Raw genomic sequence first — 12,674 nt, 5'->3', positions numbered from 1 at the left:
GTCTCTGGAGCCTACTTTTTCGTGCCGTAAGTCTACGTAAACTGGGTGATTAAGGCATACTTATGGAATCGCGAGGGGTAATCTCGCAGAAATGGTGTTTTGTGGGTTTTGCCTTTGCTACATCCAGAGCATATAATCGGGTGGGAAGATAGAGGTGGCAGGGAAATGCAACAAGTGGCGGTTATTGGCGTTTTCTGTATTACGTTTTGCTTGATCTTGTTTCGTCCCCGGGGTATCAATGAAGGCGTCGCTGGAGCAGTCGGGGCGATACTCATGGTGCTACTTCGGGTCATTGATCTGAAGGATATCCAAGAAGTGTTATTGACCACCTGGCAGCTTGTGGTCATGCTTCTAGCGATGATGGTCATCTCCATTGTTGTGGACAAGGCTGGTTTTTTCAAGTGGCTGGCCATTCATGCCGCCCGGGCATCTTCCGGCAATGGAAGACGGTTATTTTTAAATACGTTTCTCATCGGGACTGCCGTGACTACTGTCATTAGCAACGATGCCACTGCCCTGATTATCACTCCCATCGTCTACGGATTTGTTTCGGAATTGAACCTAAACTCAGTGCCTTTTCTGTTGGTGTGTACGTTTATTGCCGATACTGCTTCCTTAAGTCTACCGGTGAGTAACCTCACGAATCTGCTGGTTTATGATCAATTGGGCCTATCCTTCATTCCCTATATACGGGCTATGTTCTTACCTACCCTGGTGGCAGTAGTAATAAACTATCTGGTGTTTCGCTGTTTATTCTCAAAGTCAATTCCCACATCCTTTCCCGTATCAGACTTACCAGAGCCGGAGGAGTTTGTCAATCATCAAGGCTTTTTCCGGTTTTCCTCCTGGGGACTGATCGTAATTACCTTCGGGTATGTAATCGGATCTGCCCTGGGGGTACCATTGTATCTCATCGCCTTGTTCGGTGCTTTAGCGCTGTTGGTTTATGGTATGCTTTGTGGACAGCTCACAGCAAAAGAGGTTTTCTCGCAGGTCTCGTGGAGTGTGTTAGTATTTGTCATTGGTATGTTCTTGGTGGTAAAAGGGATCCAGAAGACGGGGCTACCCGATGCTGCGGGCCGCTACTTCCTGGCGCGAGCCAATGGTAGTATGCTAAAAGGGATCTTGTATACTGCTATTGGTACAGCCCTCGGCTCCAATCTCATTAATAATGTACCCATGGACTTGCTGATGGTTTCCACCATTAGTACCCTACCGGAAACAACCGCCATTGCCCCCTTAGCCTATGCCACAGTCTTAGGGGCAGGATTAGGACCGAATCTTACCGTAATCGGCTCTTTAGCTACCATGCTTTGGTTGGCTACGGTTAGGCGTAAGGGTGTGATCATTACCCCGATGTATTACCTGAAAGTGGGTCTTCTTACGGCACCGCTTCTGATTATTGGTGCAAGTTTGGCCCTATGGTTATCGTTACTTATCTTCGGTTACTAGAGGCTAGGACCCTAGATTTTAGTCTTTCTCTTTGATGCCTTCGCTAGATGATGGGATAAAGATGCCAACCCAACGGCAAGATCCTCGTTGCGTACATGCACCCCCGCGGGCACCTCCAAGACCACCGGTGCGAAGTTCCAAATGGCTCGCACCCCGCCTAGGATGGCCTGTTCGGCTACGCTTTGGGCATGTTCGGCAGGTACTGTAATTACTGCCATTGGGATGGCCATACGTCTAATCAAATCGGGCATTTTAGCCACATTCAGGATAGGTTTTTCCCCTATTTTATGTCCGATCTTAATCGGATCATGATCAAATAAAGCAACAATCCGCAGACCATACCGGTCAAATCCTGAATAGAGGCTGATGGCCTGCCCGAGGCGTCCGGCTCCGATGACAATTGCTTCGTTAACATTGTTGAGCCCTAAGAGCTCTTCGATGCTGTCGATTAGGTCATCGATAAAGTATCCCTTCCCCGGGCGGCCACTTATTTTCACATGCTGTAGGTCCTTGCGGACCTGGAATTCGTCGACCCCGATCTCATGTCCTAGTACCCCTGAAGAAATGAAGGTGTTCCCCTTTTCCTTTTGATGGTGCAACACCCGCAAATAACGTGGCAGTCTCTCCAGGGTCGGTTTTGGTATTGATATTAGTTGAGCCATCGGGGTCCTCCTCCTTAGTGCGTTTCCTCCGTTTGATCAATAATTCTTTGTACAAGCTCAGGGACCTTCTCCAAAGTGACATTACCGATTAGGGTATCGCCAATGCGGACCATGGGTCCCCCACTGCATTGCTCGAAGCAGAAGGTGCCTTTTAGGTTTACTCTGTCTTCACAGTCGGCTTTACGCAGTTGCTTAGATAGCTCCTGGAGAATGTCATAGGACCCTCTAAGGTAGCAGCAGGTGCCAATGCAAACCTCTACATCGATCTGTGCACCAGATTCTAAGGAAAGACCTAGACCCGAAAGGCGCCTGCGGGGCTTGTATTCTGTATGCAAAGCCCGATGGGCAATGGCGCTGCCGGGTTCATCCAGCCACTCGTTATACAGATTGAGCAGGGTTGGATTCTGTTGGGACTTGCGCAACTGGGTCATCTTCTCTGCACTAATCAGTCCCTTTGTGCGCTGTTTCCTCCGATCCCCGTTGAAGCTTTGGGGTTGGCCAGCACCGTTGATACAACCGCCGGGACAAGCCATGACCTCAACCACGTCTACTTTAAGGTTCTCTAGGCTATCCAGAAGTTTTCTGGCATTGGCCAGTCCGCTTACCACCGCAAGACGCAAGGTCAGTTCCCCAAGCTTGGTGGTTACTATTGTAATACCTTCGGGGGTAATGTGCTTGACCACCTCCATCTCTGATTCGCTATCGCCACCGAGTCTTTCGGCTGCGTAGCGTAGCACCGCCTCACTGACACCGCCGCTAACACCGAAGATGATGCCCGCTCCTGTGGCAAACCCCAAGGGGCTGTCGAAGGGTTCTACATCCAGTGCGGCAAAGTCAATACCGGCATTCTTGAGCATCGCCACAATTTCCTGGGTGGTGAGCACTAGATCCACATCAGCTACGCCATTGGTGGTGAACTCACTCCGTTTGGCTTCGAACTTCTTGGCGGTACAGGGCATGATCGAGACCATGTAAATATCCTCAGGTTTTACGCCAAGTTTTTCTGCGTAGTATCTTTTCACAACTGAGCCGAACATCTGCTGGGGTGACCTGCAGGTAGATAAATTGGGCAACAGGTTCGGATAGTACTGTTCAGCAAAGGTGACCCACGCGGGACAGCAAGAGGTAAACAGAGGTAAGTTGGCTGCCTGGTTGGTCACTCTCTCAATTAGTTCCTCGGTCTCTTCTAGGACTGTTAAGTCTGCAGTAACGCTAGTATCAAAGACCTTAGAAAAGCCAAGGTGTTTTAGGGCAGCAACCAGTTTACCAATGCTGTTCTCTCCTGAAGGAAGTCCAAAGGCCTCTCCTACAGCTACCCGTACCGCAGGGGCAATCTGCGCGATGACTATCCTGCCTTGAGCAATCTGCTCAAAGGCTTTTTCGTATTCGTACTTCACCGTGAGGGCACCTGTTGGGCATACCGCAGCACATTGGCCACAGCTAACACAGTCTACTTCTGCCATGTTCTTACCAAAGGCAGGAGTTACCACTGCATCAGATCCCCGATTGGCAAACCCCAGGATGCCAATTCCCTGTACTTCCTCACACATGCGTACACAGTCACCACAGAGGATACATTTGTTTGGATCCCGCACGATGCTCGGGCTACTCTCATCGATAGGCAGATGCTTGTCCCGGTGTCCAAACCGGATCTGCTCCACACCTAGTCTGTGGGAAAGATCCTGTAGTTTGCAGGCACCGCTCTTTTTGCAGGTGGTACACTCACGATCATGATCAGCAAGGATTAGCTCTAGGGCGAGCTTACGGATCTTCTGCAGGCCATCAGTATGGGTACGCACCACCATTCCTTCACTAGGTGGAGTGGAACAGGAGGCCACAACCCCCATCCCGTCAATTTCCACTACACACATCCGACATCCGCCGTACACACTTAACTCAGAATGATAGCAAAAGGTGGGTAGATCGATCCCCGCATGACGGATAACTTCCAACAGGTTCTTCTCGTCGGTAAAGGTAACTTCTCGATTATTAATTGTCAGTTTACCCACTTAGGCCACCTCCTCAATTGCGCCAAAGGGACATGCTGCAACACAGCTGCCGCATTTTAGGCATGCGTCCTGGTCAATGACAAAGGGTTCCTTGATTTTGCCACTGATACAGCCTGCAGGGCACTGGCGGGCACACTTGCTGCAACCCCGGCATTTTTCAGGGTCAATCACATACTTCTTCAAAGACTGGCACACCCCGGCAGGACAACGTTTGTCCACCACATGGGCCAAGTACTCCTCTTTGAAGTATTTCATAGTTGTAAGAACTGGGTTTGGTGCTGTCTTACCAAGACCACATAAGGACCCGGCTTTCACTGCCTCACCAATCTCCACCAATAGGTCTAGGTCGGACAATTCCCCCTGCCCAGCCACGATCTTATCTAGGATTTCGAGCATCCGTTTGGTGCCCTCGCGACAGAGGACGCATTTGCCGCAGGATTCATTCTGGGCAAACTTCATGAAAAAGCGTGCTACTTCTACCATGCAGGTACCCTCGTCCATTACCACAAGGCCACCTGAACCAATCATGGCACCGTATTTCTTCAGGGAGTCAAAGTCTAAGGGTACTTCTAGATGGTCTTTGGTCAGGCAACCGCCGGAGGGTCCTCCGATTTGAACCGCCTTAAACTCCTTGTTTTGACGCATGCCACCGCCAATTTCAAAGACAATATCCCCGAGGCTTGTACCCATGGGCACTTCAATTAGTCCGGTATTGGCAATCTCTCCGGTAAGCGCGAAGGTCTTGGTACCTGGACTTTGCTCTGTACCTACGGATTTAAAGGTATCGGCACCAGCAAGCACGATAGCTGGCACATTGGCGAAGGTTTCCACGTTATTGATTACTGTTGGTCTATCGAATAGTCCCTTGTTTGCCGGATAAGGAGGCTTAGGCCTTGGCATCCCCCGGTTACCTTCGATGGATGCAAGTAAGGCTGTTTCCTCTCCGCAGACAAAGGCCCCCGCGCCCTTACTAATATGCAGGGTGAAGGAGAAGTCACTGCCCAAAATATTGTTACCAAGCAGGCCTTGGCTTTCGGCAGTTTTGATCGCCTGCTGAAGTCTTTGAATGGCTAAGGGGTATTCCGCGCGGACGTAGATGTATCCTTCGTCAGCTCCCACGGCATAGGCAGCAATGACCATACCCTCAATCAGTTTGTGGGGATCTCCCTCCATGACCGAGCGGTCCATAAAGGCACCGGGGTCCCCCTCGTCTCCGTTACAGACTACATATTTCTTATCCCCTTCGGCTTTGCGGGTAAAGAGCCACTTTCGTCCAGAGGGAAAACCGCCGCCTCCCCTACCCCGCAGTCCTGAGTCAATGACAATCTGGCATACTTCCTCGGGGGTCTTCTCAGTAATAGCTTTGGCCAGGGCGAAGTAGCCGTCTTTGGCGATGTACTCTTCAATGTTGGCTGGGTCAATGTGACCGCAGTTGTGTAGGACCCGACGGTTCTGCCTTTTGTAGAAGGGTATCTCTTCGCCTTGTATATAGGTTTGGTCCGTTTGTGGATGATGATAACGGTTTTTCTCTGGAGGTAGTTCGTCCTTTAGAATGCAAGATTCCACGATTTCTGGGACATCATCAACGGTTACCTTAACCAGTAGCATATCACCTGGATTAATGTATACTAAAGGACCCATCTGACAGAAGCCGTGACAACCGGTTTGGGAAACCCGTACTCCCTCACAGCCATCGGATAGCATCTTTAGATCCACGAGTAATCCACGTTTTTTAATCTCCTCTTCAAAGGCAGCAATTACCTTAAGAGAGCCGTTTACTACACAACCGGTACCAGCACAAACGGAGATCCGTTTTCGCTCACCAGAGACTGTGTTGGTGAAGCGTTCTTTGATTTGTTGCAGATCTGCTGTGGACTTAATCATCGAGAATCTCCTCCCCACTTTGCAGTTTCAAAAGAAGTTTTTTGGTAGCCTCGGGGGTCATTTCACCAAACACCTTTCCGTTGACCACCATAACCGGTGCAAGGCCACAGGCACCAAGGCAGGATACGGTCTCAAGGGTAAATAGGAGGTCGTCAGTGGTGGGTTTCTCCTCTGAGATGTTTAGGGTTTTTTGGATTGTCTCGATCAATGGATTCGAGCCCCGCACATGACAGGCTGTACCATCACACACTTGGATGATGTATTTGCCCTTGGGTATGGTTGAGAACTGGGCGTAAAAGGTTGTTACGCCAAAGACTTTTGCCGGTGAAATGTTTAGGGCTGTTGCCACATAGGCCAGGATCTCTTCGGGTAAATATCGATACTCATCCTGAATTTCCTGGAGGATGGCGATCAGGGCTTCTGGTTTCTTCCCATATTTTTCAATAATCGCATTTACCTTGGCAAAATTGCGGATGTCTTGGGTTGCCACTGGTTTTGCTTCCATGGGCATTCTCACTCCTTCGTTTAGTAAAGCTGTACTTGAACCCGCTTGCCCCGGTGTGCCAAGGCAGCGGCAATTTTATTTACTACCTGCTGTTTGAGCGCCAAATCAAAGGGTAGCTCGGGATTCTGATGGGCAGGATTAATTGCTCCGCCCACGTGAAAATCAATGTAGTCGCTGGCCAGAAGCATCTGGCCAAGCAGAACAGCAGGTGAGTCTTCTTGATGATCTTGGTTCTTGTTTTCTAGAAACTGGGCGGCACCGCATAGGGTGATGATCCCTTCAGTGACTAGGTCAATACCTTCAATCTGTCCCGTTGGCGGATGCTCCACCGGAAATTGTTCAAGATCAATTTCGATCTGGCGGCCTAGTTCCCGGGCCACGAGTTTCGCGGTGGTGCCACCGCAGACAACCTTTGTACCCGGATAGTAAGCCAGTTTGTGGGCAAGGGCCTTATCTAGGGCTCTGTCTTTAGGTGGCCCGACCAGTACCATGAGTCTTTTGGGCTTGCGAATCTTTAGGACCAAGGTAGTGGCATCATCACCGGGTTTGCCATTGTATAGATAATGGACGTATTCAGTAATTCTATCGGCTACTTCTTGGGCAGTCATGTTAGGAGTAAGTCGGGCCTGAAGAAACTCCTGTAGACCAGCCTCTCCTAAACCAAGGGCTAACTTGGCCCCAATTCCTGCATGGATTACCCCGTCGGTGACACAGACTAGGTAATCATTCTCCTGCATCCAGAAGTGGGCCTCGTTGATGGTTAGAGGACGTTGACCCACCCTGCGGGGAGTTCGCTCCAATCGCACCGGTTGTAGATCCCGGAGGAGGAGTGCCCCGGGGGCATCGAATTCCGCGAGGAAGGCTTGGCCGGTTCTGCGGATCTCAATCGCCGTTAGGGTGGCATAGGCGATCTTCCGTTCCCTACACATGGGTAGGGTGGCACTAATGGTTTCCATCATGTCTTCCAAGGATACACCCGCGGTAAACATCCGGGAGGCAATACTTGTTGTTAAGGTCGAGAGAATGCTTGCTTTAACCCCACTGCCCAACCCATCGGAGACTACACTAACGACGGAGTGCTCATCTGTTGTGGTGCGCACTGTATCCCCACACAGTTCTTCTGTGTATTTAGGTAAACAACTAAGCCCAATCTCGACGTAGAAATCAGCCATGGCCGTTCCCCTCCTCCCGGATATAGTTGCTTAACCTAGTCAGCAGTACTTTGGTTTCCGCAGTTGTCTCTCCAAGCAAACCGGCAATCTCTTGGGCAACCCGCATTTGCTTATCAATAACCTCCTGGGCTTTTACTAGGGTCTCTTGTCTTAGGGTAGTAAGCTCTGCTTGTTGCTTTTGCTCCTGGGTAATGTCCACCAAAATCCCAATAACCACGTCCTGCTCCTCTACGTAGAGAATGTATTGCTTAGTGGTCAGATGGTAATTTGGGTATGCCACTTCAACAATGGTTAGTTCCTGTGTAGACAGTGCCTGACGGAAGTATTTAGGGTCGATGAGATAACCTAACTTTTTGCCCTTGATGTTTTCTAAGCTGCAGACAAACATGTGCTCTGCCGCGGGATTCAAGGTCACAATATTTAGGTCGCGATTACAGACTACAATACCGTTGGGAATGGACTGCATGATTACATTGGCAAGGGACTCCGCCCGCTTGCGCATGTAGGGAATACACATGTCTATTTCCGCAGCCTTATGATAGACGGCCACTGCCTTTTCTCGGCAGGTATTATATCCACAGGCCCCGCAATTGAGCTCATCGGCTGAGCTGAACTTGCCAATCTGTGCAAGGATCTCCCGGATCGCCTCATCGGGGGGCTCGGGGAGTCTGGCTGCAGTATCTGACCGATAGGTCCTTGTTGGTACCCGAGCCGGGGCTAGGATCTCACTGGCTGATTCATCCTTTGCTCCCTGGTACCAATCAATGACTGCTTGGCGTCGTTTTTCGGTATGCAGGGTTTGACTGATTGCTGGTCCACCAATACAGCCATTCTTGCAAGCCATTAACTCGACGATCTCAAGATGCTCTTGTCTGTTGTCTCGGAGCTCTTGTAGGAAATCAATGCACTCTTGCATGCCACTAATGGCGCGGATGGAACCAGCTAACATGCTTGTGTCCATTCCTGCGGTCTCGATTAAGCCACCTTCTAAGGGAAAAAGACGGGCAGAACTAGGGTGGGGTAAGGCGAAATCCCCAGCTGGCTTGCCTAGCTCCAAGGGCAAGTCAGCGCATAGTTCTTCCAATTCCTCAAAGGTCAGTACTGCATCGATTACTCCCCGATGTTCGTTAATGTCCATTTCAGCTTTCTTAGCGACACAGGGACCAAGAAAAACGACTCGGCAATCCCTACCGTAGTGTTCCTTTAACATATGACCGTGGAAGATCATCGGCGAGACTACCTTAGCCACAAGATCGACACTCTCAGGGAAGTGCTTTTCGATAAGTTCCACCACCGCAGGACAACTGCTGGTGATTAGAGGCAAGGGACCCTCAGCCTGTTTGCGTGCGATAAGTTCTTTTTTATGTTCTCTGGCCACCAACTCTGCGGCTACTGCTGTCTCTTGGACTGCGGCAAAACCCAACTGTTTCAGAATACCGGGGAGGGTCCTTACTTGGTTCGGCCACACCGCGGCAAAGGAAGGTGCCACACTAGCAATTACCGGCCTACGATCATTTAGCAGGGTCTGGACCCTTTCTATATGGGATTCGACCTTTTTAGCCCCTTGGGGACAGACATTGATGCAGGCGCCGTCGTGTACACAGAGCTCATCCCACACCTGGGCATGGCCCTCAATGACGCGAATCGCCTTCAGCGGACACCGGCGGACGCATTTATAGCAGTCTTTACAGTGGGCTATGTTGGTCGTGATAATTCCCATTAGTCTCCCCTCACTTGCGGCAAAATGACCTCTTCAATCAGTTCCTTTGCCCTTTGCGGTGTAACACCGCTGATCAGTTCATCATTGATTTGTATGTTGGGACCATTTTGGCAATGGCCCAGGCAAAAGACACAACTCAGTTCGACTTGTTCTGCAATACCCGCTTTGCAGATAGCATCTTGGAGGCACTCAACAACTTTATGGGCTCCCTTTAGATAACAGGAGCTGCCCACGCAAACTTTGATCGATACCAAGGCCACCACTCCCCGTCGGGTTCGTGAAACTTTTCCCGAAACCACAATAACACACAGGAAGCGCCTTGTCAAGATAATTCGTGCAGAATTTCTCTAAGTTTGGGCATAGGTCTTTCGGCTAAGAATTGCTCGAAACAAACAAGGATGTACCCCGAAGGTTTAAGAATCTTGGACAGCCTTTTCGTGCTCCCGGGCGGCAAGACATTGACGAAAGACGAAATGCAGGAAGCCGTATTCGATGACCTCTGCTATAACCAGAATCTAAAGAGCCACGGCGGCTGGTTGATCATCTTTCCCAGGCCGATAAACAGTGAACGACCGGTCCGCATGAAGATTCCCCACAGGTACTCCCACTAGTATAGGTAGAATCGCCATGACTTTGATGACCCCGATGGCTAGTTCACCGACTTGCGCTGTCAGTCCCACAAGGTGGCTGAAAAGCCAAGGCCCAATGGGTGTAAAACCTACGATGGCCAAGGAAAGAGAACTAAAGCCGCTCATAAGAAGGGTGAATTCCCGTACAGTCTTGTATGTCTTTTTCGCTCCGGGCTTGGTGAAGTTTAGGCTGCACTGATGGAGCATATATAAGGGACCCACTAGAAGCACGCCGTGGTTGAATCCAGTTTCAAAGGCCGGCAAAAGCAGTTCGGGTTGTATCAAACGGGTCAATGCGGAGTTGATTAAAGCAGGAAAAACCATACCTATGAAGGTTGTGGCCACCAAAGGAAGGAAAAAGTGGCCGATGGTTTCAGAACTGAGCCTATCTTCGTTGATCGGAGTATCTAAGAGCTTAGGCTTGCCCTTTACCCTTTTGAGGAAAAGGTAATCTGTCCCGAAGGATCCCACATAGCCCTATGGCACCAATTATCGCACCGGATATGTTTGTGAAGTATGCTAGTCCAAACACCAGCAAGGTAGCGGTAAGCAGTTGGACTATTGACCCCAGGAATAGCAGATTTATCCTCCGCGCCCTGATCGCCAGACCTTGATAAAAATTACGCAAGGTCATGATCATTAGTAGGAGGAAATAGCATCTGGACTGCTTGCTTAATTGGGCTGTTTGGGGTGCTGCACCCATGATCGGGGGAAAACACCCAAAGGCCAAGGGGGGTAAAGGCGATTAGGGCGATGATAGTAGAGACTAAAAGGATCATGTAACCGATGAAACGACGTACCATAGCAAAGAAGCTTAGGGATAGATGGTAGTCCCCTGCCCTTGCCATACCAGCATTTAAGACAGCTTGGGTGAGGTAAAAGATCAGACTGGTGGAGCATAGAGAAAAAGAGAAGATAGCCATGTTGCGGTAATTAGGATCTTGCATTGGAAGAACCCCCTGGTAATTGGGCTGATCGGGCCCCTTAAGCATTTGTATGATATAGGGAGACGAGCAACATCCTTCTTTTAGAATCAGACTCTCGTTATGCAGGATTTGCCCCGGACAAAGAGAAACCTATTTAAATAGGAACACCCTGCTGTCTCCTCGTTTTGTTGAAGGCCTCCAAACACCTATTAGAGAACCCCAGGGGGTGGTTTTTGTGAAGCTTGGCAAGATGCGTAGTTCTCTCGGATTGGCACTGCGCTGTGCGGTGGATCCGCATTTAGGGACTTCCTGTCGTAATGGTCTAGTTTCTGGCCTTTCTTTTCCCGCGGTAAGTATTGCAGGAGTCTTTGCTATGGTACCACTGTTTCCAGTCATTATTGTACTTAAGTACATCGGTTCCTTTGGACGCACTTCCTTTTCCCCGAGGGATTTGGGGATGTTGGTCTTGGCTTTGGTATTAGCAGGGGTCTTCTACGTGCTTCTAAGAAGGGTTAAGGTGTGGAGTGTTCACAGGTTTAGCATTGCCGAAGGTGTTCTAGTGTTAGTACTATGCGTAATTTGGTGGTTTGCCGGTTCTACCGAGAAGAGCGGTGAGTTTACCGAGTTGTATAAGTTGTTGACACTCTTAGTTGTACCCCTGTTGTTCTGGATGTATCAACGGATGCTGGGACTGCTGCTTGCTGTTGGAAGTTCCATTGACCCAAGTAAGATGATTCCCGGGATTGTTGGTTATCATGTGGTTTCCCATTTTGGTTTGCCTAGCTTACAGACAGTACATACTGAGTTGCACGAATCTTCCTTGACTATTTCCGGTCCCTTTGACCGGATTGATGAACAACGGCTCATTGATTTGATTCGTAGAGAGTTTCCAGAGAACTTGGATATCGTAGTGGTCACTACGTTGTCTAAGGATGAATACGTACAACATGGTGATGGACTCTCCAAAGTACGGCATCAGACCATCCCTGCCCGTGCTTCTACATTACAGGTGATTGGACTTGTGGCTTTGGTCTATATATTCCTAGTTGGTGCCGCCTACTTTAGTGCTGGTCGGGAGGGCAGTTGGATGGAGCTTGATATTGCCGACATGTTTGGTAGTCCCTTTATGGGTAGCAATATTAAGCAAGCTGATCCGACAAAAGCCAGCGTGGATTTGATCCTTAGATTCTTGGTTATAGAGCGGGACTTTGAGCGAGTTTACCAGTATCACCTGCACCAGGACCTGCAAGCGGAGTGGGATCTGGAGCAGTTTCGCTTCGTAGCGCGAAATATCGTGGAGGCCCAGTATCGCTATGCCGAGACGCTTAAAGTAATTGGTAAGCACGATCTTACCAAATGGCTCAATCCCCGTACTCAAAAAGAGTATGAGCACGTTGTGGAGGTGGTGGTGGAACTGCGCAATGCCTACAAAGATGCCCAGGGTCGGGTTTTGCAAAGAGACACGCAAAAGGGGTCCTTTTATTTTCAGAAAGAGGATGAGGTGTGGTTTCTCCTGTTCTAGAGGGGCTATGTGCTAGCCCCTCCTTCGGTTATTATGAGATCTCTCGGAAACTCTAAACCTGCATGTAACACAACACTGTAGCTCTATAACCCTGTGTTTCACCCCCACTTTCCCTGACATTCTTCATAAGCAATAGTTTGTGATTTAGCGAGTGTATGGTCGTATAGGCTCTATTGCACTCGTTATTGAGCCT

At 49.6% G+C, this 12,674-nt stretch carries 11 protein-coding genes; 2 read left to right on the top strand and 9 right to left on the bottom strand.

All coding sequences use genetic code 11. From position 1 onward, the window contains the following. The first annotated feature begins 165 nt into the window (after positions 1 to 165). The gene (locus M0Q40_07830) at positions 166 to 1,452 is read left to right on the top strand and encodes an arsenic transporter (GenBank protein ID MCK9222517.1); all 1,287 of its coding nucleotides are present in this window, start codon (positions 166 to 168) and stop codon (positions 1,450 to 1,452) included. Between the two features lie 11 nt (positions 1,453 to 1,463). Here the strand turns inward: M0Q40_07830 and M0Q40_07825 are convergent, their stop codons facing one another. From M0Q40_07825 to M0Q40_07785, 9 genes are all read right to left on the bottom strand, one after another. Next, complete coding sequence (locus tag M0Q40_07825) at positions 1,464 to 2,114, bottom strand: redox-sensing transcriptional repressor Rex (GenBank protein ID MCK9222516.1); 651 nt, start codon at positions 2,112 to 2,114, stop codon at positions 1,464 to 1,466. A 14-nt stretch (positions 2,115 to 2,128) separates the two neighbouring features. After that, the gene (locus M0Q40_07820) at positions 2,129 to 4,123 is read right to left on the bottom strand and encodes a [FeFe] hydrogenase, group A (GenBank protein MCK9222515.1); all 1,995 of its coding nucleotides are present in this window, start codon (positions 4,121 to 4,123) and stop codon (positions 2,129 to 2,131) included. After that, complete coding sequence (locus M0Q40_07815; protein ID MCK9222514.1) at positions 4,124 to 6,007, bottom strand: NADH-quinone oxidoreductase subunit NuoF; 1,884 nt, start codon at positions 6,005 to 6,007, stop codon at positions 4,124 to 4,126. Then, positions 6,000 to 6,512 (bottom strand): NAD(P)H-dependent oxidoreductase subunit E, encoded by a 513-nt coding sequence (locus M0Q40_07810; protein ID MCK9222513.1) that lies wholly within the window; start codon positions 6,510 to 6,512, stop codon positions 6,000 to 6,002. The genes M0Q40_07815 and M0Q40_07810 overlap by 8 nt, the downstream gene beginning before the upstream one ends. A gap of 20 nt (positions 6,513 to 6,532) precedes the next feature. Continuing rightward, on the bottom strand, positions 6,533 to 7,684 hold the full coding sequence (locus tag M0Q40_07805) for a serine/threonine-protein phosphatase (protein MCK9222512.1): 1,152 nt from the start codon (positions 7,682 to 7,684) through the stop codon (positions 6,533 to 6,535). Continuing rightward, positions 7,677 to 9,404, bottom strand: a complete 1,728-nt coding sequence (locus tag M0Q40_07800; protein MCK9222511.1) for a PAS domain-containing protein — start codon at positions 9,402 to 9,404, stop codon at positions 7,677 to 7,679. Before M0Q40_07800 ends, M0Q40_07805 begins: the two co-directional genes overlap by 8 nt. Then, a complete protein-coding gene (locus M0Q40_07795; protein ID MCK9222510.1) occupies positions 9,404 to 9,658 on the bottom strand; it encodes an NAD(P)H-dependent oxidoreductase subunit E in 255 nt (84 codons plus the stop codon). Before M0Q40_07795 ends, M0Q40_07800 begins: the two co-directional genes overlap by 1 nt. Before the next feature lie 261 nt (positions 9,659 to 9,919). Further along, a complete protein-coding gene (locus tag M0Q40_07790) occupies positions 9,920 to 10,504 on the bottom strand; it encodes a hypothetical protein (protein MCK9222509.1) in 585 nt (194 codons plus the stop codon). Positions 10,505 to 10,653: 149 nt separating this feature from the next. Next, entirely contained in the window at positions 10,654 to 10,980 is a 327-nt protein-coding gene (locus tag M0Q40_07785; protein MCK9222508.1) for a hypothetical protein, read from the bottom strand. A gap of 214 nt (positions 10,981 to 11,194) precedes the next feature. Here M0Q40_07785 and M0Q40_07780 point away from each other — a divergent pair, with 214 nt between their 5' ends. After that, positions 11,195 to 12,481, top strand: coding sequence for a hypothetical protein (locus M0Q40_07780; protein ID MCK9222507.1), 1,287 nt, complete (start codon positions 11,195 to 11,197; stop codon positions 12,479 to 12,481). Positions 12,482 to 12,674: the final 193 nt, after the last annotated feature.

Source organism: Limnochordia bacterium, assembly GCA_023230925.1.
GTDB lineage: Bacteria > Bacillota > Limnochordia > DUMW01 > DUMW01 > JALNWK01.
This window is presented reverse-complemented; position numbering and strand designations above follow the sequence as displayed.